Source organism: Azospirillum sp. VT-I1, from assembly GCF_055698305.1.
In genome coordinates, this window is the sequence record NZ_CP168804.1 from 635001 (window position 1) to 655768 (window position 20768).

The window sequence follows — 20768 nt, forward strand, 5'->3', positions numbered from 1 at the left end:
CCGATGCTGACATCCAGTCCATTGGCCGACGAGAGCTTGGCCGAGTACAGCCCCTTGCCCTCGCTGGTGAAGCCGGTCACCCGTTCCCCGCCGCTCAGCACCGGCGTCTCGCCCTTGTAGGCGAGGAAGCCATGACCGCTGTCGCGGGAATCGAGGGTCAGCGTCTTGTCGAGGCGATAGGTGCCGCCGCGGACATAGGTGGTGTCGATATCGCTCGACCGCATGGCGTCGCGTGCCTTCTCGAGGCTGGCGAAGGGGCCGTCGGTGCGGTCAGCGTTGGGAGCGGCGAGCCGCCCGGACCAGCTGTCATTGCCCTTGGTGGACACGAAGAAAGCGGTCTGGTCGGTGGTCGGCATCAATTAATCCTCCGTTCTGATGGAGGCATGAGTCAAATTTTTTAGTTAAATTTTTATTTACGGCCTTAGTACCTCTGATGGACAGGTGCGAACCGCGAGATCGGTTTCTTGTATCTGGGTACCCTATTCAAATTTGAAGGCAGTCCTGTTCGGTTTTGTCTGCAAAGCTCCATCAAGTCGGCTCATCGGTCTCGTTGAGAGATGGTTCACCCGATACGTGTGCATGCGGATGGACGGAGTTCGGCGGCCATCGCTGATGCATCACAGGGCATCACTGTGCTGGTCATTTTCTGGAATTTTATGATAAGCTCGTGACCGCCGGGGTCTTGTTCTTGGTCATACAGCGGTGCCACGCCCAGTTCAGCGTCAGGACCGCCCGCCCCGGCCTACAGGACGTGAAAGGGACCTGTCTTGAGCGAAGAGTTGAAGAACGTCACCGCGACGAACGTCACCGCGACGGTAAAGTGGTTCAAGCCGGAAAAGGGTTTTGGGTTCGTCCGCCTCGCCGATGGCTCCGGCGAGGCCTTCTTGCACGCTTCGGTCCTGGCTGCCGCCTCCCTGCCCAACCCGGTCGAGGGCACGACGGTGGTCTGCGATCTGGCCCAGGGCGCCAAGGGGCCCCAGGTCGTCGCCATTCACTCCGCCACGCCGCCGGAAACGCCGCCGGCCCCGCGGGCCCGCAACCAGCGCCCGCCCCGCCCCACCGCGTCGGCCGCCCAGCCGTCGGCCCAGCCCGAGGAGGGCGGCGAGCCCCTCGTCCGCGCGCCCAAGCCGCCGCGTGAACGGCGCGAGCGTCATGCCGAGCCCACCGGCCCGGCGACCATGGCCTACGGCACGGTGCGCTGGTACAATCTGGACAGCCAGTCCGGCCTGATCGAGCCGTGGGAAGACGGGGCGACCGTCTATTTCGACCGCGCCACCCTGCGCCAATCCGGCCTGGACATCGTCGCCGACGGCGAGGACGTGCGCTATCTGGCCGTCGGGTCGGAGGATGCGCCGGTCGCTCAGCGGGTCGAACTGATCTGACGGAAAACCGCTGCCGGAAAACGATGCCGTGCGGAGGGCCCGACAGGCGCTCCGCACGAATTTTTTCCGTTTCTCCGGTCAGAAGCGTGTCGACAGGGTGAAGAAAACGCGCGGGGCGCGGTCCTGCGTGCTGAAGGGCGTGGTGATGAAGGGCTTCGCCACCTCCACGCTGCCGTCGATCCGCCGGAACACGCCGAAGCGCAGTCCGGCGCCGGCCGAGGCGAGCGAGCGGCGGCCGTGGCGCGTGCCGCCTTCATAGTTGTAGACCGCGCCATAGTCGCCGAAACCATAGGCGACGGCGTAGTCCAGCCCCTCCTCCTGCAGCGGCAGGATGTACTGCAGTTCCGCCCGGCCGGCGAAACCGCTGTCGCCGGTGATTTCCGACGGGTCGAAGGCGCGGCCGTACTGCTTGCCGCCCAGGCCGTATTCTTCCGACGACAGCAGCTGGTCAGGGCTGTACTGCGCTTCGCCGGACAGAACCAGGATCAGCGAGTCGTCCAGCGGCTGGTTGCGCTGGGCGGAGACCAGAAGCTTGCGGAAATCGCTACGCCCGCCGCTGCGGGTCAGGTTGGCGCTGCCGGACGAGGTGGAGTTCAGGATGTCCAAGCCCTTGGACAGCTCCGCCGTCAGCAGGTTCGCACCGCCCCAATCGTCGGCGAAGTCGTAGGAGACATTGGCGGCAACGATGCGCAGCCGGTCCTGCGAGAGCTTGTCGCCCAGCACGTCGGTGCGGCTGTCGCGGATGGTGAAGCTGGCGCCGGCCCGCAGGGTCTGCGCGCGGCTGCGGATGAAGGGGTGCGCCACCGCGATGCGGGCGGAACTGGTCAGGCTGTAAAGCTCCAGCGGACGGACGCTGTCGCCCGGCTGCGACCAGGAGCGGCGGGCGCCATATTCGACGGTCGTGCCTTCGGCATCCACCGGCACCAGCTGGCTGACGTCGAAGAAGCGCAACTCGCGGATCTGCGGGGTGACGATGCCCTGGGCGGTGGTGCGCTCGAACAGGCCGAGCTGGTCCTCGGCGCTGGCAACGCCGGTCAGCTGCATCGGACCGACCGAGCGGGTGCCGCGGTTGTCGAGCGACAGGAAGCCGTTGAAGGGCGTGCGCTCCAGCGCCAGCGTCAGACGGGAGGCGCCGGGAGTGTCGGGCGAAGCCTCCAGCACCGTCTTCACCGCCACGCCCGGCAGATCGTCGGCCAGCAGGACGTAGCGTTCCATGTCCGCCATGCGCAACGGACGCGACGCCTTGATCTTCTCTCCCATCCGCCGCAGCAGGTCCAGCCGGTCGGTCGCCTCGCCCTGGACGACCACCTCGCTGACATAGCCCTCGACCACCTGCAGGCGGACGACGCCGTCGCGGATGCGCTGGGCCGGCACCACCGCCTGCGACAGCACATAGCCGTCGTTGCGGTAGCGTGCGGTGATGGCGTCGCGGATGGCATAAAGGTCGGCGAGGGTCACCGGCTTGCCCAGCTTGTCGCCCCAGAGGGCGGACAGGCTGTCGGCATCATAGACGCCGTTGCCGTCGATGCGGATCTCGTTGAGCGTCAGGGTGATGCGTTCCGCGTCGCGGGGCGGCGGGGCCTTTTCCGGTTCCGGCATCTCGATTTCCGGGACCGACTGCGGCACCGCGGGACGCTCGAAACGCTGCTCCAGCCGGTTGGGGTCGAGCGAGGGCGGCAGCACCGGGGAAACCGACTGCGCCAGCACCGGCAGCGGAACGGCGACGCCGGCCAGCAGCAGGGCGGACAGGCGGACAAGGCGCAGGGCGGAACACGGAACGGGACGGGGCATGGCGGGAATCGCGGTCCTGGAAAGGGCGGCTCGAAGGCTATTTGTCGGTGAGCGCGGTCACGCCGGCCCAGTCCGGTTCGGCGGGATGGCCGACGCGCTTTTCCGCCTTGTGCAGCATCGCCAGCGCGGCACCGTCGCCGGCCACCAGGGCGCGGAAGCCGGACGCCGCCGCATCGAAGCGGCCGGCACGCCAATGGTCGAGGGCGGCGGCATAGGCGGCGCGCTGGGCGCGGTCCTCCGGGTCCGCGCGACGGGCCTCGGACAGCGGCTCGAACACCTCGACCGGTTCGCTGCGGCCGACCACCTGCACGATGTCCAGGGCGCGGAAGGCGTCCGGGTCGCCGTGGTGGCGCACGGTCTCGCCGCTGACCATCAGCGCAGTGTTGTAGTATTTGTTGGCACCCTCCAGGCGGGAGGCCAGATTCACCGTGTCGCCCATCACCGTGTAGTTGAAGCGGCGCGGCGAGCCGATGTTGCCGATCAGCGCCGGACCGGTGGCGATGCCAGTGCGGTTGGAGCCGCGCCCGCTGGCCGTCGCCAGCAGGGTCGGATCGTCCGCCATCGCCTGACGCATCGCCAGGGCGGCCGACACCGCGGCGCGGGCATGGTTGTCGATGGCATAGGGAGCGCCGAACACCGCCAGCACGGCGTCGCCGATGTATTTGTCGACGAAGCCGCCATGCGCCTCGATGATGTCGGTCATCACCGTGAAATAGCGGTTCAGCACGGCGACCAGCGCTTCCGGTTCCATCCCTTCCGACATCCTGGTGAATCCGGCGATGTCGCAGAACAGGATGGACAGGTCGCGCTCCTCCCCGCCCAGGCTGGGCGACTGGCCCGACGCGATCATGTCGTCGATCAGCGAGCCCGGCAGGTAGAGCCTGAAAGCATTGCGGATGTGCCGCTGGTCGCGGTCGAGCACGGCGAAGCGGAAGCCGAGCGCCAGCGGGAAGACCAGAAGCGCCGCCAGCGCCGCTTGCAGATAGGGCAGCACCAGCCCGCCCTGGAACGCCTGCACCGCCACCCCGCTCCACCCCGCCAGCAGCAGCAGCAGGCCGGCCGCGGCCACCGCCGGCCGCGTCGCAAGCGTCACGACCGCAGCCAGTCCGGCCAGCAGCAGGACCAGGGCCGCGGCGGCGGGCCGGCCGGTTTCCTCCAGCGCATCATGGGCCATCAGATTGGAGATGGCGGCCGCGTGGATGTAGACCCCGGGGATGCTGTCGCGGGTGCGACCGGCGACATACAGGTCGCTCATCACCGGCAGGGCGCAGCGTTCGGGCAGGTTCAGCCCCTCTGGCTTCGTCACCCAGCGGTTGGAGGAGAGCTTGCGGTCCTCCACGTCCAGCACGGTGCCGACCATCACCGCCTTACCTTTGAAATGCTTGGCGAAATAGTCGGACTTGCCGGCTTCGGCACAGGCATGCAGGTCGGCCAGCGAATAGGTCGGGATGGCGCCGGGCGCCGTGGCGTGGTTGACCAGCAGCCGGTTGCCCTCCCCGCCCGGCAGCCGGTAGCCGCCCAGCGTGGCGGAGCCGTCGGCCCCCCGCTCCAGCGGTGCCTTCAGCGCGCGCGACGCCACCTCCACCGCCATGCCCGGCTCGGCCTTCGGCTGGCCGTCAGGTCCGGTCACGGTCAGCGTCAGCGGCACGCGGCGAAGCACGCCGTCCGGATCCTCCACCAGATTGACCGAGCGGACGTTGTTGACCCCGGCGGCGATCATGTAGCCGCGATAGGGCATCAGCGGGTCGCTCTGGTGCTGCACCTTGGCCAGCACCAGCCGGCCGTCCTTGCCGCCGCGGCGCAGGGTCAGCAGATAGTCGCGCTCGAAACCGGGGATCAGCGTCTCGACCGAAGTCGGGTGAACGAGGTCGAGGCCGATGGCCGCCGCCCCGCCGTCCAGCATCGCCCCCAGCACTGTGCCCAGCCGCGGCCCCCACAGCGCCTGCGGCGTGCCGGCGAAGGGCGGGCGGCGGTAGGTCTCCTCGTCGATGCCGACCACGACCACCGGCGACGGGTCGGGCGCCGGCCACGGGCCGTGCAGCCGCTCGCGCAGCCAGTAGAGGCTGTCGATGGACGGTCCCTGCAGGGATGGCGAGGCCGCCAGAGCCAGAAGCCCGGCGAGGACCGGTGCGACGGCGCCGAGCAGGACCAGCCTCACGCGCCGGGGCAGCTTCATCGTCGGCAGCCTCACGCCCGGCCGGTCAGAAACGGATCAGCCGGCCGAGAGCCGGGCCGCCGCCGGCCGCCGCCTTCTCGTCGATCTTGACGACGAAGGACTTCTGCCCGGCGGAGACCTTGTAGAGGCCGCCGGGTTCTAGCCCGGCGCCCTGCTTGGCGGTGTCCAGCGTGGTGCCGGGGACGTTGACGGTGGTCAGCGCGATGCCCTGCACGTCCAGCCGGTCGATGGTGACCGGGCCGGGGGCCGACAGGATCAGCACCGGATGGGTCTTGAACAGCGTGAAGTCAGGCTTGGGCAGCGGCGCCTTCATGCCCGGCAGCGCGATGGGCGCGCTGCGGAAGACGGTCACCCCCGCCTTGCCCGCCTCGTTCGACGCCAGCAGCAGCTTGCCGCCGTCGCAGGGCAGCGTGTGGCGGTCGATGGTTCCGCCCTGCACCGCCGACTCGCGGGCGCCGACCGTCACCGAACCGCCGGTGATCGTCTCGTTCACGCAGGATTCCAGGTAGCTCAGCGTCAGCGTCTGGCCGGATTTCAGCGACACGGTGCGGCCGGCCGTCAGATAGTCCATCGGCTGCACGCCGTCGACGCCATCCGACACATCCTCCACCAGCGCGGTGGGGGCGGTGCCGGCGGGCGCCGGGTCGGCGGCGAGTGCCGCCGGCGATGCGGCCAGCAGAAGCAGGGCGCCGGCGGCGAGCGCGCGGACAGGCGTCTGGAACGCGACGGACATGGAAACGGCCTCCCGGTCAATGCAACGGGGTATGCCCGCTGCGGACGGATTCGAAATGGCTGTGTACCCTTTAGCGAAGTTACCGGGTTACTTCAAATCCAATACGTCGGCCCGGCATCCCGTTGCCAGTAACGCCGCCCTACAACCGCCGCGAGATTGTCATATTTCCGAAACGAACCCGCAATTCCGGCGTCATCACCCGCAGCTATTGTACGCGTCCCGCGCTGGCACGGCCGTCAAGGCCGCGGCGGTCGGGACGGGCATCAATGGGGCGTCGCGACCGATCATGGGCACCGAACACATCGTCCGCTCCTTCGCGCAGGAACTGCAGCGCCTGTCGAACCTCGTGACCCAGATGGGCGGCGTGGCGGAGGCGCAGGTGGAGGCCGCGGTGAAGGCGGTGTCGCGGCGCGACGTCGGGCTGGCCTCCCAGGTGATGCAGGCCGACGCCCGGATCGACGCCTACGAACGCGACATCGACGCGGAGGCGGTGCGGCTGCTGGCCCTGCGCCAGCCGATGGCACAGGACCTGCGCGAGATCGTGTCGGCCTTGAAGGTCTCCGCCGACCTGGAACGCATCGGCGACTATGCCGCCAACGTCGCCAAGCGGTCGCTGGCGCTGGCCCAGGTGCCGGTGGTGCGCCCGGCGGCCGGCATCCCGCGCATGGGGCGTCTGGTCGAAGCCATCCTGAAGGACGTGCTCGACGCCTACATCGAGCGCGACGTGGACAAGGCCATCGCCGCCTGGGAACGCGACGAGGAGCTGGACGACCTCTACACCAGCCTGTTCCGCGAGGTCCTGACCTATATGATGGAGGACCCGCGCAACATCACGCCCTGCACGCATCTGCTGTTCATGGCGAAGAACCTGGAGCGCATCGGCGACCACGCCACCAACATCGCCGAGATCATCCATTTCCTGGTGGTCGGCACGCCGCTGACCGTCGTGCGGCGGAAGAACGACGGCAGCAGCTTCGCCGTGGTGTCGCCGGCTGTCCCGTCCGCCGACCTGACCGATCTGCAGGACGACGAGCACGGCCCGGCCGACGCCGGCTGACCGAGACGGCGACACTTTGTCCGATCCCTGCCGGTCGAAAGGCCGGAAAATCCCGTCCGCACAGCCCGCGCAGGGGAGATACCGCCGAAGTGCGGGGCTTTTCCGTTTGCATGCGGCGCGGGTGTCGGGTATTAGCCCGCCCCGTGTGTCCGACATTCGCCGCGGCACCCTGTCCCCTGCCTGAAACGAGACGACGCTGGTCATGCCCGCCGACGCATTGAGTTCCGCCCTGCTCCCCGCCGGACTGCACGACGTGCTGCCGTCCGAAGCGGCGCACGAGGCGGCCGCCGTCGAACGCCTGCTGGCGGAATTCGCCGCGCAGGGCTACCGCCGCGTCGATCCCCCGCTGGTGGAGTTCGAGGAGAACCTGCTCTCCGGACCCGGCGCGGCGATGTCCAAGCAGACCTTCCGGCTGATGGACCCGCATTCGCAGCGGATGATGGCGGTGCGCGCCGACATCACCCCGCAGATCGCCCGCATCGCCACCACCCGCCTGAAGAACGAGGCCCGGCCGCTGCGCCTGTGCTACGCCGGGCAGGTGCTGCGGGTGAAGGGATCGCAGCTGCGCCCCGAACGCCAGTTCACCCAGGTCGGCGTCGAGCTGATTGGTGCCTTGGAGGCGGAGGCGGATGCCGAGGTGGTGCTGCTGGCCGTCCAGGCGCTGACCGCCATCGGCGTGCCGCATTTGTCGGTCGACCTCTGCGTTCCCACCATGGTGTCGCGCATCTGCGCCGGGCTTGGCCTTGGCGATGACGAGATCCGGCAGCTGCGCGCGGCGCTCGACCGCAAGGATGCCGCCGCGGTGGCCGCCGTCGGCGGACCGGCCGCGACGCTGCTGGAATCGCTGATGAGCGCGTCCGGCCCCGCCGACCGCGCCATGAAGGCGCTGGCCGACCTGCCGCTGCCGGAGGGGGCCGAGAAGGACCGCCGCCGGCTGACCGACACGCTGGCCCTGCTGCGCGCGGCGATGCCCGACCTGACGGTGACCGTCGATCTGGTCGAGCATCGCGGCTTCGAATACCAGACCGGCCTCAGCTTCACCCTGTTCTCCCGCGCGGCGGGCGAACTGGGTCAGGGCGGGCGCTACCGCGCCGGGGCGCAGGGTGAGGCCAAGGGAGATGGGCGCGGGGAGCCGGCGACCGGCTTCACGCTGTACATGGATACGCTGCTGCGCGCGGTTCCCGCCGCCAAGGCGCCGGGGCGCGTGTATGTGCCGCACGGCACCGGCTGGGAGTTTGCGCGCCGGCTGCGCGCCGAGGGTTGGGTGACGGTGGCCGGGCTCGCCCCGGTGACCGATGCGGTTGCTGAGGCGAAGCGGCTCCAGTGCGGCCATTGGCTGGCCGGCGGGGACGTGAAGCCGGTCGGATGATCCGGTTCTAGGGTGAACGGACCCCCACGCCGCGCGGATGGTGCCCTGCGGCGGATCGGGCGGTCGGGCGGTTCCTTTTTGAAGTTTTGCGGAGACGAGAGATGGCCAACGTTGCGGTGGTCGGCGCCCAGTGGGGCGACGAGGGCAAGGGCAAGATCGTCGACTGGCTGTCCAGCCGGGCCGATGTGGTGGTGCGCTTCCAGGGCGGTCACAACGCCGGCCACACGCTGGTGATCAACGGCGTCGAATACAAGCTGAGCCTGCTGCCGTCCGGCGTGGTGCGCCAGAGCAAGCTGTCGGTCATCGGCAACGGCGTCGTCTTCGACCCGTGGGCCTTCATCCGCGAAGTGAACGCCATCAAGGAGAAGGGCGTCTCCGTCACGCCGGAGAACCTGATCGTCGCCGAGAACGTGCCGCTGATCCTGCCGGTGCACAGCGCGCTGGACAAGGCGCGCGAAGAGGCCAAGGGTGCGGGCAAGATCGGCACCACCGGCCGCGGCATCGGCCCGGCCTATGAGGACAAGGTGGCCCGCCGCGCCATCCGCCTGTGCGACCTGACCGACGACGCCGTGCTGGTGGAGAAGGTCGACGCCCTGCTGGCCCACCACAACGCCCTGTTCCGCGCGCTGGGCGCGCCGGAGATGACCCCGGCCGACATCCTGGACCCGCTGCGCGAGATCGCGCCGCAGGTGCTGCCCTACGCCGCCGTCGTCTGGAAGCAGCTGGACGAGCTGCGCCGCGCCGGCAAGCGCATCCTGTTCGAAGGCGCCCAGGGCACGATGCTGGACATCGACCACGGCACCTACCCCTACGTCACCTCCTCCAACACGGTGGCCGGCAACGCCGCCGCGGGCAGCGGCATGGGCCCGCGCGCCGTCGGCTATGTGCTGGGCATCTGCAAGGCCTACACCACCCGCGTCGGTTCCGGTCCCTTCCCGACCGAGCTGAAGGACGAGATCGGTGAGCTGATCGGCCAGAAGGGCAAGGAGTTCGGCGTCGTCACCGGGCGCAAGCGCCGTTGCGGCTGGTTCGACGCCGTCATGGTCCGCCAGGCGGTCAAGACCGGCGGCATCGACGGCATCGCCCTGACCAAGCTGGACGTGCTGGACGGCTTCGACGAGATCAAGGTCTGCGTCGGCTACCGCCTGGACGGCCAGGAGCTGGACTATTACCCGTCGAACGCCGGCTCCCAGGCCCGCGTCGAGCCGATCTACGAGACCTTCGAGGGATGGAAGGACACCACCCGCGGCGCCCGCTCCTGGGCGGAGCTGCCGGCCCAGGCGGTCAAGTATGTCCGCCACATCGAGGAGCTGATCCAGGCCCCGGTCGCGCTGCTGTCGACCAGCCCGGAACGCGACGACACCATCCTGATGACCGACCCGTTCGCCGACTGACGCGGCTGAAGGTTCGCAAGAAAAAGGGCCGGCGCTTTGCCGGCCCTTTTTCGTTTCCGTGGCCCCAACCCAGAACAGGAATATCGCATTCGGATTTGGTTCGCCGACAAAGCCCCTCTCCCCTTGTGGGAGAGGGGTCGGGGTGAGGGGTCGGAAACCGACGATTCCCAACGGCTTTCAGCCGTCGGCACCCTCATCCCAACCCTTCTCCCACAAGGGGAGAAGGGCTTCCGAAACGGAAAGTCATCGCTCCAAACTCAAACGCGATCGCCATTCGGATCACACCGACCGCGTCAGCCCGCCATCAACATGGATGTTCTGGCCGGTGATGTAGCCGGCGCCCGGCGAGGCCAGGAAGGCCACCGTGGCGGCGATCTCGTCGCTGCTGCCGTAGCGCTGCATGGGCACGCTCTGGCGGCGCTCCTCGGTCGCCGGCAGGCTGTCGATCCAGCCGGGCAGGACGTTGTTCATCCGCACATTGTCCGCCGCATACTGGTCGGCGAAGATCTTGGTGTAGGCGGCCAGGCCTGCCCGCGCGACGGCGGAGGTCGGGAACATCGCGCTCGGCTCGAACGCCCAGGCGGTGGAGATGTTGACGATGGAGCCCGACTTCTGCGCCACCATGACCGGCGCCACCAGCCGGACCGCCCGCACGACGTTCAGGAAATAGACGTCGATCCCGCGGTGCCAGTCCTCGTCGCTGATCTCCAGCAGCGGCCCCCGCGGGCCATGCCCGGCGCTGTTGACCAGCGCGTCGATGCGGCCCCATCGTTCCATCGTGGCGTCGACCAGCCGCTTCAGGTCGTCGTTGGACTGGTTCGACCCGGTCACCCCGATGCCGCCCAGCTCCGCCGCCAGCGCCTCGCCCTTGCCGGAGGAGGACAGGATCGCGACCTTGAACCCGTCGGCCGCCAGACGGCGCGCGGAGGCCGCCCCCATGCCGCTGCCCCCGGCCGTGACGACGGCCACCTTCTCTCCAGACATCCGGAACCCTCCTGAAACCATGTTGGTCCCGCCAACCATAAGGAGACGGGCGCATGGCCTCAAACGCGATTTCAGGATGGGAGGGCGGACGTCCGCAGCGTCAGATGTCGAAGTTGGCGGCGATGTTGCCGGTGGACTGCCGATGGCGCAGGGCGTCGGCCAGCGTCTGGTTGTCGAGCACGGCGGCGGTGGCGTCGCGGACCTGGACCATCAGCCAGCGGACCGAGCAGGTCGCCGTGTCGATGCAGTCCTCGCACGGCCGGAAGGACGCCTTGCTGGCGCAGGGGATCGGGGCCAGATGACCGTCGATCAGGCGAATCACCTCGCCGAAGGTGATCTGCGCCGCCGGCCGCGCCAGCCGGTAGCCGCCGCTCTTGCCGCGCTTGGCGAACAGCAGCCCTTCCTTGCGCAGTTCCACCAGGATCGCTTCCAGGAACTTGCGCGGGATGTTCTCGCGTTCGGCGATGTCGGCGATCAGGATCAGATCGCCATTGTCCTTCTCCGCCAGCATGATCAGGGCACGCAACGCGTATTTGGCTTTCTGCGACAGCATTCCGGCGGAATCCGTATTATTTGCGGCGGCGGCTGGTACGGCCGCCCCGATCTAAAGCTTCAGTGGTTAACATTTGGTGCCGGCCCGGTATTCCACCCAAAGGCGTGACACCCGACCGGACTTGCGGACCTTAGCCAGAATCGCCGCCCAATGCGACCGGCTTTGCGCGAATGGTTTGCGACGGCCGCCGCGGGCGCGTTAAGGTCGCGCGGCCCATTGGTCCGTTCCGCCATCTCCAAGCAGCCCGAAGGTCAGGACATGCAGTACGCCATCGTTCCGGTCACCCCGTTCCAGCAGAACTGCACGGTGCTCTGGTGCCCCGAGACGATGAAGGGCGCCGCCATCGATCCCGGCGGCGACCTGGACCGCATCCTGGCCGCCGCGAAGGCGAAGGGCGTGACGCTTGAGAAGATCCTGGTCACCCACGGCCACATCGACCATGCCGGCGCCGTCGCCGATCTGGCCGACAAGCTGTCCCTGCCGATCGAGGGTCCGCACCGCGAGGATCAGTTCTGGATCGACGGCATGCCGATGCAGAGCCAGATGTTCGGCTTCCCGCCCGTCCGTTCCTTCACGCCCAACCGCTGGCTGGAGGAGGGCGACACGGTGACCGTCGGCAACCAGACGCTTGAGGTGCGCCACTGCCCGGGCCACACGCCCGGCCATGTGGTGTTCGTCCACCGGCCGTCGAAGCTCGCCATCGTCGGGGACGTGCTGTTCCAGGGCTCCATCGGCCGCACCGACTTCCCCAAGGGCAACTACGCCGACCTGATCGCCTCGATCCGCGACAAGCTGTTCCCCTATGGCGACGACATCGCCTTCATCCCCGGCCACGGTCCGATGTCCAGCTTCGGGGAAGAGCGGCTGTACAATCCGTTTTTGAATGACTGAGGCGTAGGTCTAACTGACCCAACCGTCCCTCAATCCACCATCGGCTCGTCACCCAGCAGCAGGTCGATGCGCCGGCGCAGGCTGATGAGTTCGCGGCGCTGCATGTCGTCGACATAGGCGCGGTGCTCGCGCGGATCGCCCAGCTTGGCGGTGGCCCGGCGCAGCGCGTCGAGGAAGCGGCCGACCGCAGATATGGTGCGCAGCGAGGGTTCCTTGGCGGCGTCCTTGCGGCTGCGGGCGGCCTGGACGGTGCCGTCGCCGGCCTTCACCTGTTCCCACAGGGCCATCTGCTCTTCCAGATCCTTGATCCAGGCGATCTCGATCAGGGTGGAGCGGGACACGTCATGATGGGCGGCGGCATACTCCTGCTTGATCGTCTCCGGCAGGCTGTTCAGCCGCAGGGTGTGGCTGACATTGCTCTGGCTCTTGCCGATGATGCGGCCCAGCTGCTCCTGCGTGTAGCCGAAGCGGTCGATCAGCCGGGCCAGCGCCTCCGCCAGTTCCAGCGCATCCAGATCGACGCGCTGCACATTCTCCACCAGCGACAGCTCGTCCGGGTTGCCGGAGGTGACCAGCGCATAGATGGTCGCCAGCCCCAGCATCTCGTGCGCGCGCAGCCGCCGTTCGCCGGCGACCAGCCGGTGGCCGCCCACGACCTCCTGCACCAGGATCGGCTGCTTCAGCCCATAATGCGCGATCGAGTCGGCCAGCCCCTGCATCTCTTCAGGGTCGAAGTGACGGCGCGGCATGCCCGGATTGCGCATGATCCGTGCGACGTCGAGTTCCAGCAGCCGGGGCGGCTTGCCCACGTCGTCGAACAGGTCCGAATGATCGGGCGCGAGCGTCGGCATGTCGTGTTCTGGTCCCCTGGTTCCCAGTCCTTCCGGTTCCGCAACGGTGCCCCGCCGGTCCCGGCCATGTCAACGGTGGAGTGGAAGAAAAGGAGAACATGGCGCCTGCGGTTCGCAAGAATGCCGGCCGCCGTCCTTCCCGCCCCCTTCAGCCTACCTCCATCGGCGAATACGCCTCAAATACTCGACGACCATAAAGTTTCATGACTCGGTCACCGTTTTGTTAAACGATCATTCAAAATCCATTCGGCTGGCGCAATGAAACGTAACTCAGTAGAAAGGGTTGAAGCAGAGCCGAGGAATTGATCCGGCGTCTGTTGGGAGGTCGGTCGATGTCACTTGCTGAACGCAAGCTATTTGTCGAGCGCTGGATTCGCTCACCCCTGAAGGTCGCATCGGTAACTCCAAGCGGTCCCGAACTGTGCCGCGCCATGGCAAAGGCCGCCCAATGCGGTCCCGACCGCCGCGTGGTGGAGCTGGGGCCGGGCACCGGTCCGGTCACCTCCGCCCTGCTCGGCCATGGCGTCGCTCCCGGCAATCTGCTGATGGTGGAACTAGACCCCGCCTTCGCGGACCATCTGTCGGTGCTGCATCCGGACGCGACGGTGGTGCGCGGCGATGCGACGCGGGTGCATCGGATCGTCCAGGCCCATGGCTGGGAGACCTGCGACGCGGTGGTGTCGGGCCTGCCGCTGATCGCCATGCCGCTGTCGGTCCAGGCGCGGATCGTGCGCGGCGCCTTTTCCGTGCTGGCGCCCGACGGTGTTTTCGTGCAATTCACCTACGGCCCCTTCGCCCCGGTGAATCCGGAGTTGATCCGGCGGCTGCGGCTGAAGCCGCGGCGCCATGCCTGGATCGCCCGGAACCTGCCGCCGGCGTCGGTGTGGACCTTCCGCCGGCTGCCCTGACGAGTCGTTTTGACCGCTGACACTGTCCTGGATGAGGCGCGCGCCCTGATCGACGCGCGCCGTTACCGCCCCGCCCTGCGCCTGCTGCGCGGCGACGCCATTCCCAACGGCCTGGAGCGGCTGCAACTGCTGGGGCTGGCGCTTCTCGGCCATCGTGACGCCCCGGCGGCAATTGCCTGCCTGCGCCGGGTGCTGGCGGACCGTCCGGACGACGCCGACCGCCTTGCCGCCCTGGCCCAGGCCCATCAGGCCGACAACGCCCCCTTCCCCGCCGTCCGCTGGTTCGAGCGTGCGGTCCGAGTCGCCCCCGGACGCGCACCGCTGACGACGGCGCTGGCCGGCGCCCTGCGCCGCGACGCCCGCTATGACGACGCGCTGGTCCTGGCGCGCAAGGCGTTGGCAGGCGGCGATACCTCACCCGACATCCGGTACGAGGCGGCGATGGCCGCCGCCTATCTCGGCCGCGATGCGGAATCGCTGGCCCATTTCGACGCACTGCTGGCCGACGACCCCGAACATGCCGCGGCGTGGTTCGGCAGCCATGCCCAGGCGCTGCACGATCACGGCCCGGAAGAGGCGCTGCGCCGCCTGCGTCGCGCCACCCGCTGCGGCGGGGCCAACGGCAAATATTGGGGCTATCTCGCCGCCACCCTGCGGCTGCTCGGCCGCAGCGCGGAGGCCGATGCGGTGGAGGCGGCGGAGATCGGCGACAACCCAAAGCGCCGGCCGCTGCCGGACGGGGCCAGGGCGCTGCTGCCGAAGCTCTCGCCCGACTTCCGCCTGTTCGGCAACAGCGGCCGGCTGCTTCGCCATGCGCTGTCCTGCGCCACCACGCCGGGCCTGGTGCTGGAGTTCGGCGTGCGCCGTGGCACTTCGCTCGACCACATCGCCGATGCGGCGGGGCAGGAGGTCCACGGCTTCGATCTGTTCGAGGGCCTGCCGGAAGGCTGGGTGAACTCCCCCCGCGGGGTGCTGACCACCGGCAGCCAACTGCCGCCGGTGCGCGACAACGCCCGCCTGCATGTGGGCTGGTTCGAGGACAGCCTGCCGCCGTTCCTGGCGGCCCATCCGGGACCGGTGCGGTTCGTGAATGTGGACAGCGACATCTACGCCTCGGCCCGCACGGTGTTGACCGCGCTGGCGGATCGGGTGCGGCCGGGGACCGTCATCGTCTTCGACGAGTATATCGGCAACCGCAGCTGGCGCGACGACGAGTACCGGGCGTTCCAGGAGTTCGCCGCGGAGACTGCGGTGCAGTACGAGTATTTCGCGGCCAGTCCCTACACCAAGCAGGTGGCGGTGCGGGTGTTGGATATCCGATCATAAATGCTGCGGCGGTTGCCCCCTCCCCATCCCTCCCCGCTTCGCGGGAGAGGGGGTAGGACGCTTGCCGAAGCAATGTAGAGGTCGGCGGCAGTCCCCTCTCCCGCCGAAGGCGGGGAGGGTTAGGGAGGGGGCAAAACCCTCCCCCGCCGCCATCACCTCACCCCGCCGCCTTCACCTGCCGGCGGCGGGCATGCAGGACCGGCTCGGTGTAGCCGTTGGGCTGGACGCGGCCCTTGAACACCAGATCGCAGGCCGCCTGGAAGGCGATGCTGCCGTCGAAGTTGCCGGCCATCGGCTTGTACAGCGGATCGCCGGCATTCTGCTTGTCGACGACGGCGGCCATGCGCTTCATGACCTCCATCACCTGGGCCTCGGTGCAGATGCCGTGGTGCAGCCAGTTGGCGATGTGCTGGCTGGAGATGCGCAGGGTGGCGCGGTCCTCCATCAGCCCCACATCGTGGATGTCCGGCACCTTGGAGCAGCCGACGCCCTGGTCGATCCAGCGCACCACATAGCCGAGGATGCCCTGGGCGTTGTTCTCCAGCTCCTGCCGGATCTCGTCCTCCGACCAGTTGGGGCGGTCGGCGAGCGGGATGGTCAGGATGTCGGACAGAGATGCTGCCTGACGCTTGGCCAACTGGTCCTGCACCTCGGCCACGTTCACGGCGTGATAGTGGGTGGCGTGCAGGGTGGCGGCGGTCGGCGACGGGACCCAGGCGGTGTTGGCGCCGGCCTTCGGGTGGCCGATCTTGGCGACCAGCATGTCGGCCATCAGGTCGGGCATCGCCCACATGCCCTTGCCGATCTGCGCGCGGCCCTTCAGACCCGCCTTCAGGCCGACATCGACATTGTTGTCCTCATAGGCCGCGATCCATTTGGTGGCCTTCATCGCCGCCTTGCGGACGACCGGGCCGGCCTCCATCGAGGTGTGGATCTCGTCGCCGGTGCGGTCCAGGAAGCCGGTGTTGATGAACACCACGCGGTCCTTGGCGGCGCGGATGCACTCCTTGAGGTTGACGGTGGTGCGCCGCTCCTCGTCCATGATGCCGACCTTGAGGGTGTTGCGGGCCATGCCCAGCAGATCCTCGACGCGGCCGAACAGCTCGTCGGTGAAGGCGACCTCTTCCGGCCCGTGCATCTTCGGCTTCACGATGTAGACCGAGCCGGCGCGGCTGTTGCGCAGGGCGCCGTTGCCCTTCAGATCGTGCAGCGCGATCAGCGAGGTGAAGACGCCGTCCAGAATGCCTTCCGGCGCCTCGCTGCCGTCGGACAGCTTGACCATGTCGATGGTCATCAGATGGCCGACGTTGCGGACCAGCAGCAGGCTGCGGCCATGCAGGGTGACGCTGCCGGCCGGCGTGGTGTAGGTGCGGTCGGGGTTCAGCTTGCGGACGACCGTCTTGTCGCCCTTGGGGAAGCTGGCCTCCAGCGTGCCCTTCATCAGGCCCAGCCAGTTGCGGTAGGCGACGACCTTGTCCTCCGCATCCACGGCGGCGACGGAATCCTCGCAGTCCTGGATGGTCGACAGCGCGGCTTCCAGAACCACGTCGGCGACGCCGGCGGCATCGTCCTTGCCGATCACGCTGTTGCGGTCGATGCGGATTTCGATGTGGGTGCCGTTCTGCACCAGCAGCACGGCCGACGGGGCCGACGCCTCGCCCTGCCAGCCGACGAAGGCGGCCTTGTCCTTCAGGCCGGTCTTGCCGCCGGACTTCAGCGTCACCGCCAGCGCATCGCCCTCGACCGCATAGGCCGTGGCGTCGGCATGGCTGCCCTCGGCGAGCGGAACGCTGTCGTCCAGGAACTTGCGGGCCCAGGCGATCACCTGCGCGCCGCGGGCGGCGTCATAGCCGCCGGCCGCCGGGGTGCCGGGGATAGCGTCGGTGCCGTACAGCGCATCGTACAAGCTGCCCCAGCGCGCATTGGCGGCGTTCAGGGCATAGCGGGCGTTGGTGATCGGCACCACCAGCTGCGGGCCGGCGAGATAGGCGATCTCCGGATCGACGTTGCCGGTGCCGACGGCGAAGTCGCCGCCCTCCGGCACCAGATAGCCGATCTCGCGCAGGAAGGACTCGTATTCGGCCTGATCGAAGACCTTACCGCGGCGGGAGGCATGCCACGCGTCGATCTGCGCCTGCAACTGGTCGCGCTTGTCCAGCAGCGCCTTGTTGCGCGGCGCCAGCTCGTGCAGGAGCTGGTCGAGGCCGGTCCAGAGACGGTCGGCGTCGACACCGGTCCCCGGCAGCGCCTCGTTATTGATGAAGTCGTACAGCGGTTGGGCGATCTCGAGGCCGCCACGGCGGATCCAGTTGCTCATCTCGTTGCGTGTCCCATTCTCTTGCGCTCGGTTCGCAGACTCCTCTCCGGGAGTCTTGGTCATCGGTTATCGCGTCTTCCGCGCAAGCCGGTCAACACAATGTCGCACCGCAGCGTATGGAGAAATGGTAGCAGACGGCCGCCGTCCGCCGGCCCCGGTGAGGCCGCCGGCTCAGGCCACCGGGTCAGGCCACCGGGTCAGGCGAGCAGATCGAGCGCCGCCGCCGGCTGGGCGGCCGAGGCGCCCGGCATCGCCAGGACATCCGCCGCGTCGGCATCGCCACCAGCAAGCAGCCCGGCGACGCCGAGCGCCTCGCTGGATCCGAAGGCGGCGGCGCGCAGGGCGTTCACCTCCTTCTGGGCGGCCTCGACCATCTTGTCGTCGGCCTTGAAGCCCTCGCGCCGCTCCCGCCGCCGCTTTTCCGATTCATCCAGCATGTTGGCGGCCTTCGCCTCCCCGATGATGCGCTTGGAGGTGGCGAGCACGCCCTCCACCCGCTGGCCGAAGGCATCGGCTTCGCGGTAGCGCGACATCTTCATGGCGTTGTCGGCCATCAGCTGCTGGATCATCGGGCCGTGGCCACCGGTCGCCCTGCCGGTCGCCCCGCCATTCCCGGTCAACCCGGCGGCACCGAGCCCGGACAACACATCCTCGACCAGCCGGGCGACCTCGTCGGGCAGCGCGCCATCCTGAGACGCGGTTTGGCCGGCGGACCCAGCCGCCGCCGCGGCATCGGCGGCCATCAGGTCGGCGGCGGCTGCCGTGCCTTGGGCGGACGCGCCCTCCCCCGCCGAAAACCCGATGGTCAGCGTCACTTCGGTCTGCTGCAGGGTCAGGCTTGTGCTGCTGCGGGTGATGGTGGTCTCGCTGGACAGGACCGTTCCGCCGGCGGCCGCAGCGCTGTCGCCGGGCAGCCCCATCTCCGCCGCCGCCTTGATGCCGGCGCCATATTCCTTGGCGGCGCGCCCGGCCTCGCGCGCCAGCAGCGCCGCTTCGCGCGCCAGGGCCGCCAGCTTCTGCGCATCGCCCTGGGCGAAGCGCATCGCCAGCTTCAATTGCTCGATCTTGCGTTCGACCTGTTCCAGCCGGGCGGCTGCGGCCTCCTTGGACCCGCCGACCCGCCGCGCCTCCTCCAGCGCGGCGCGCGCGGTGGCGTTGTCGCTCTGCCATTTGGCGGAGGGCTGGGTCAAGGACTGCGCGCGCTCCGCCTTCTGGGCGAGCTGGCCTTTGGCGTCCTTCGCCTCCAGCTCCTTCTCCCAGGGTTTCTTCGCCTGCTGCAGTCGGAAAAGGCCGGACTGGCCGTCCGCCACCACGCTGAAGACGCTCATGCCGCCACCCTCCGGCCCGGCCGAACCAGGATGTTCGCGGCAAAGTTTAGCACAATCGCCGCGACTGTCCATTTCGCGCGACGCCTCCGTGGAACCCCGAAGGCTTGGCTGGTGTTTCACTTCACGACACCCGATTCCGCAACGGGCGGTTCGAAACCGCAGGCGCGGAGCCGCGGAATACCGGAATCCCGAGGAGGAAAGACACGATGCCGAACCGCGACATGACCGGCACCGGCGGAACGACCCCGACCGGCTCCACCACTGGACATTCCACCGCCGGCAGCTCCACCACCGCCAATACCCTGTCGGGCGGGCGCGGCAGCGTCGATGACATCAAGCAGACCGTCAACCGCGCCGCCGAAGACGCCGTTTCGACCGGTCGCGAGACGCTGGGCCAGGCCCAGGGCCGCATCCGCTCGCTGCTGGAACAGCAGACCGGCCGCGCCGCCGACCAGCTCGGCGGCGTCGCCAACGCCCTGCACAAGGCCGCAGAGCAGCTGAAGCAGGAAAATGGTGGCGAGAACGGCGGCGTGGTCGCCGATTACGCCGTGCAGGCGGCCGACCGCGTGGAGCGCGTCGCCGACATGCTGCGCGACGCCACCGTCGACGACATCGTCGGCGAGGTCGAAGGCTTCGCCCGCCGCCAGCCGGAGATTTTCATCGGCGCCGCCTTCGCCGTCGGCTTCCTGGCCGCGCGCTTCATCAAGAGCTCCGGCGAGCGGCGGATGCACCGTGCCTCCACCTCGCTGCGCGGCAACGCCCACCCGTCGCAGTCCGTGCGCAGCACCCGCGGCACCGCCTACGACACCGGCCGCGACCGCAGCCGCGACATGAACCGCGACTCCGACCGGTCGCCCAGCCGCGGCATGGCCGGCGGCATCGCCGAGTCCGTCAGCCGCAGCACGCCGTCCCACAGCGCGGACACCCCCACCACCGGGTCATCCAGCGTCAACACCGGCAGCCTCGCCGGCCGCATGGAGTCGGAGCGCGGGGCGGAGCGCCTGGGTGAGCCGAAGCCGGCCGCCGGCCGCATCGGCATGCCGCTGTCCACCGCTCCGGCCTCCGTCACCGGCCGCACCGCGTCGCCGACCGCCGATACGGCGCTGGGCACCAGCACGGTGAGCACGCCGGCCGGCGTGTCGGGCACCACCGGCAGCGCCGGCAGTTCCGTGAATGCCGGCACGACCGGCGTCAGCGGCGTTGGCAACACCGGCACCAGCGGGACCCAGGGCGGGGCCGCCGGCACCACCTCCACCTCCAAGCCGCAGGGTCAGCGTCCATGAGCGCCGCCGAGAACCGCTATGACGAGCCGCGGGATCCGCGGCAGGACCGGCCGCTTGCCGGCCTGTTCGCCGATCTCGCCCGCGAATCCGCCAACCTCGCCCGATCCGAGATCGCGTTGGCGAAGGCCGAGCTGACCGACAAGGCCGCCGAGGCCGCAGGCGGCGTGGCCTTCATCGCCGTCGGCGGACTGGTCGCCTTCGCCGGCGTCCTGGTCCTGCTTGCCGCTGCGGTTCTCGGCCTGTCCAACGTCCTGGCCCCGTGGCTGTCCGCGCTGATCGTCGGCGTGGTGGTTCTGGCGGTGGGCGGCATCCTGGCCTATGTCGGCAAGAACCGGCTGAGCCCCGCCAACCTCCGCCCCCGCCGCACCATGAACACGCTGGAAGAGGACAAGCGTTGGGCCAAGTCCCAGCTTGCCCGCTGAGGG

18 protein-coding genes (1 of these 18 only partly in view) are annotated in these 20768 nt (G+C 68.9%); 9 read left to right on the plus strand and 9 right to left on the minus strand.

What is annotated here, in order from left to right; translation table 11 throughout:
- A protein-coding gene (locus AB8P05_RS25210) for a right-handed parallel beta-helix repeat-containing protein (RefSeq protein WP_472760887.1) crosses the window boundary here: on the minus strand, window positions 1-356 show its 5' end (the start). 1522 nt of this gene lie to the left of the window's left edge; 356 of the gene's 1878 nt are visible here — the first part of the coding sequence; the start codon lies at window positions 354-356; its stop codon lies off the left edge, out of view.
- A 411-nt stretch (window positions 357-767) separates the two neighbouring features.
- Here AB8P05_RS25210 and AB8P05_RS25215 point away from each other — a divergent pair, with 411 nt between their 5' ends.
- On the plus strand, window positions 768-1382 hold the full coding sequence (locus AB8P05_RS25215; RefSeq protein WP_472760888.1) for a cold-shock protein: 615 nt from the start codon (window positions 768-770) through the stop codon (window positions 1380-1382).
- A 78-nt stretch (window positions 1383-1460) separates the two neighbouring features.
- Here the strand turns inward: AB8P05_RS25215 and AB8P05_RS25220 are convergent, their stop codons facing one another.
- Genes AB8P05_RS25220 through AB8P05_RS25230 form a run of 3 tightly spaced genes read right to left on the minus strand, consistent with a single transcriptional unit; the run spans window position 1461 to window position 6082 of the window.
- Complete coding sequence (locus AB8P05_RS25220) at window positions 1461-3173, minus strand: ShlB/FhaC/HecB family hemolysin secretion/activation protein (RefSeq protein ID WP_472760889.1); 1713 nt, start codon at window positions 3171-3173, stop codon at window positions 1461-1463.
- A 37-nt stretch (window positions 3174-3210) separates the two neighbouring features.
- Entirely contained in the window at window positions 3211-5349 is a 2139-nt protein-coding gene (locus tag AB8P05_RS25225; RefSeq protein ID WP_472760890.1) for a CHASE2 domain-containing protein, read from the minus strand.
- Between the two features lie 25 nt (window positions 5350-5374).
- Entirely contained in the window at window positions 5375-6082 is a 708-nt protein-coding gene (locus tag AB8P05_RS25230) for a hypothetical protein (RefSeq protein ID WP_472760891.1), read from the minus strand.
- A 286-nt stretch (window positions 6083-6368) separates the two neighbouring features.
- Between AB8P05_RS25230 and phoU the strand changes: the two genes are divergently transcribed.
- The 3 genes from phoU (at window position 6369) to AB8P05_RS25245 (ending at window position 9902) form a co-directional block, all read left to right on the plus strand.
- Window positions 6369-7139, plus strand: a complete 771-nt coding sequence (phoU, locus tag AB8P05_RS25235) for a phosphate signaling complex protein PhoU (protein WP_455174740.1) — start codon at window positions 6369-6371, stop codon at window positions 7137-7139.
- Window positions 7140-7341: 202 nt separating this feature from the next.
- Window positions 7342-8508 (plus strand): ATP phosphoribosyltransferase regulatory subunit, encoded by a 1167-nt coding sequence (locus AB8P05_RS25240; RefSeq protein ID WP_472760892.1) that lies wholly within the window; start codon window positions 7342-7344, stop codon window positions 8506-8508.
- 101 nt (window positions 8509-8609) lie between these two features.
- Window positions 8610-9902 carry an adenylosuccinate synthase gene (locus AB8P05_RS25245; protein WP_455174738.1) on the plus strand — a complete coding sequence of 431 codons (1293 nt, stop codon included), beginning with the start codon at window positions 8610-8612 and terminating at the stop codon, window positions 9900-9902.
- Between the two features lie 279 nt (window positions 9903-10181).
- Here AB8P05_RS25245 and AB8P05_RS25250 read toward each other — a convergent pair whose 3' ends face one another.
- Together AB8P05_RS25250 and AB8P05_RS25255 are read right to left on the minus strand one after the other, a co-directional pair.
- On the minus strand, window positions 10182-10886 hold the full coding sequence (locus AB8P05_RS25250) for an SDR family oxidoreductase (protein ID WP_472760893.1): 705 nt from the start codon (window positions 10884-10886) through the stop codon (window positions 10182-10184).
- Between the two features lie 100 nt (window positions 10887-10986).
- Entirely contained in the window at window positions 10987-11439 is a 453-nt protein-coding gene (locus AB8P05_RS25255) for an RrF2 family transcriptional regulator (protein WP_149225602.1), read from the minus strand.
- A gap of 258 nt (window positions 11440-11697) precedes the next feature.
- Here AB8P05_RS25255 and AB8P05_RS25260 point away from each other — a divergent pair, with 258 nt between their 5' ends.
- Window positions 11698-12330, plus strand: coding sequence for an MBL fold metallo-hydrolase (locus tag AB8P05_RS25260; protein ID WP_472761189.1), 633 nt, complete (start codon window positions 11698-11700; stop codon window positions 12328-12330).
- A 29-nt stretch (window positions 12331-12359) separates the two neighbouring features.
- Here AB8P05_RS25260 and AB8P05_RS25265 read toward each other — a convergent pair whose 3' ends face one another.
- The gene (locus AB8P05_RS25265; protein ID WP_455174736.1) at window positions 12360-13181 is read right to left on the minus strand and encodes a ParB/RepB/Spo0J family partition protein; all 822 of its coding nucleotides are present in this window, start codon (window positions 13179-13181) and stop codon (window positions 12360-12362) included.
- 431 nt (window positions 13182-13612) lie between these two features.
- On the opposite strand from AB8P05_RS25265, the gene AB8P05_RS25270 reads away from it, so the two are divergent.
- On the plus strand, window positions 13613-14089 hold the full coding sequence (locus AB8P05_RS25270; protein ID WP_455174735.1) for a class I SAM-dependent methyltransferase: 477 nt from the start codon (window positions 13613-13615) through the stop codon (window positions 14087-14089).
- Between the two features lie 9 nt (window positions 14090-14098).
- Window positions 14099-15415, plus strand: a complete 1317-nt coding sequence (locus AB8P05_RS25275; protein WP_472760894.1) for a class I SAM-dependent methyltransferase — start codon at window positions 14099-14101, stop codon at window positions 15413-15415.
- 157 nt (window positions 15416-15572) lie between these two features.
- On the opposite strand, the gene AB8P05_RS25280 is transcribed toward AB8P05_RS25275, so the two are convergent.
- Both AB8P05_RS25280 and AB8P05_RS25285 read right to left on the minus strand, forming a co-directional pair.
- On the minus strand, window positions 15573-17732 hold the full coding sequence (locus AB8P05_RS25280; protein ID WP_472760895.1) for a malate synthase G: 2160 nt from the start codon (window positions 17730-17732) through the stop codon (window positions 15573-15575).
- Window positions 17733-17929: 197 nt separating this feature from the next.
- Entirely contained in the window at window positions 17930-19060 is a 1131-nt protein-coding gene (locus AB8P05_RS25285; RefSeq protein WP_472760896.1) for a hypothetical protein, read from the minus strand.
- A 206-nt stretch (window positions 19061-19266) separates the two neighbouring features.
- Here AB8P05_RS25285 and AB8P05_RS25290 point away from each other — a divergent pair, with 206 nt between their 5' ends.
- Window positions 19267-20343 (plus strand): hypothetical protein, encoded by a 1077-nt coding sequence (locus AB8P05_RS25290; protein WP_472760897.1) that lies wholly within the window; start codon window positions 19267-19269, stop codon window positions 20341-20343.
- The gene (locus AB8P05_RS25295; RefSeq protein WP_472760898.1) at window positions 20340-20765 is read left to right on the plus strand and encodes a phage holin family protein; all 426 of its coding nucleotides are present in this window, start codon (window positions 20340-20342) and stop codon (window positions 20763-20765) included. The genes AB8P05_RS25290 and AB8P05_RS25295 overlap by 4 nt, the downstream gene beginning before the upstream one ends.
- Window positions 20766-20768: the final 3 nt, after the last annotated feature.

What these genes read in the sequence shown, in the direction of transcription:
- phoU (WP_455174740.1), top strand. Translation starts at nt 6,369, where the DNA reads ATGGGCACCGAACACATCGTCCGCTCCTTCGCGCAGGAACTGCAGCGC.
- AB8P05_RS25225 (WP_472760890.1), bottom strand. Translation starts at nt 5,349, where the DNA reads ATGAAGCTGCCCCGGCGCGTGAGGCTGGTCCTGCTCGGCGCCGTCGCA.
- AB8P05_RS25270 (WP_455174735.1), top strand. Translation starts at nt 13,613, where the DNA reads ATGGCAAAGGCCGCCCAATGCGGTCCCGACCGCCGCGTGGTGGAGCTG.
- AB8P05_RS25240 (WP_472760892.1), top strand. Translation starts at nt 7,342, where the DNA reads ATGCCCGCCGACGCATTGAGTTCCGCCCTGCTCCCCGCCGGACTGCAC.
- AB8P05_RS25285 (WP_472760896.1), bottom strand. Translation starts at nt 19,060, where the DNA reads ATGAGCGTCTTCAGCGTGGTGGCGGACGGCCAGTCCGGCCTTTTCCGA.
- AB8P05_RS25260 (WP_472761189.1), top strand. Translation starts at nt 11,698, where the DNA reads ATGCAGTACGCCATCGTTCCGGTCACCCCGTTCCAGCAGAACTGCACG.
- AB8P05_RS25250 (WP_472760893.1), bottom strand. Translation starts at nt 10,886, where the DNA reads ATGTCTGGAGAGAAGGTGGCCGTCGTCACGGCCGGGGGCAGCGGCATG.
- AB8P05_RS25290 (WP_472760897.1), top strand. Translation starts at nt 19,267, where the DNA reads ATGCCGAACCGCGACATGACCGGCACCGGCGGAACGACCCCGACCGGC.
- AB8P05_RS25255 (WP_149225602.1), bottom strand. Translation starts at nt 11,439, where the DNA reads ATGCTGTCGCAGAAAGCCAAATACGCGTTGCGTGCCCTGATCATGCTG.
- AB8P05_RS25245 (WP_455174738.1), top strand. Translation starts at nt 8,610, where the DNA reads ATGGCCAACGTTGCGGTGGTCGGCGCCCAGTGGGGCGACGAGGGCAAG.
- AB8P05_RS25230 (WP_472760891.1), bottom strand. Translation starts at nt 6,082, where the DNA reads ATGTCCGTCGCGTTCCAGACGCCTGTCCGCGCGCTCGCCGCCGGCGCC.
- AB8P05_RS25220 (WP_472760889.1), bottom strand. Translation starts at nt 3,173, where the DNA reads ATGCCCCGTCCCGTTCCGTGTTCCGCCCTGCGCCTTGTCCGCCTGTCC.
- AB8P05_RS25265 (WP_455174736.1), bottom strand. Translation starts at nt 13,181, where the DNA reads ATGCCGACGCTCGCGCCCGATCATTCGGACCTGTTCGACGACGTGGGC.
- AB8P05_RS25280 (WP_472760895.1), bottom strand. Translation starts at nt 17,732, where the DNA reads ATGAGCAACTGGATCCGCCGTGGCGGCCTCGAGATCGCCCAACCGCTG.
- AB8P05_RS25295 (WP_472760898.1), top strand. Translation starts at nt 20,340, where the DNA reads ATGAGCGCCGCCGAGAACCGCTATGACGAGCCGCGGGATCCGCGGCAG.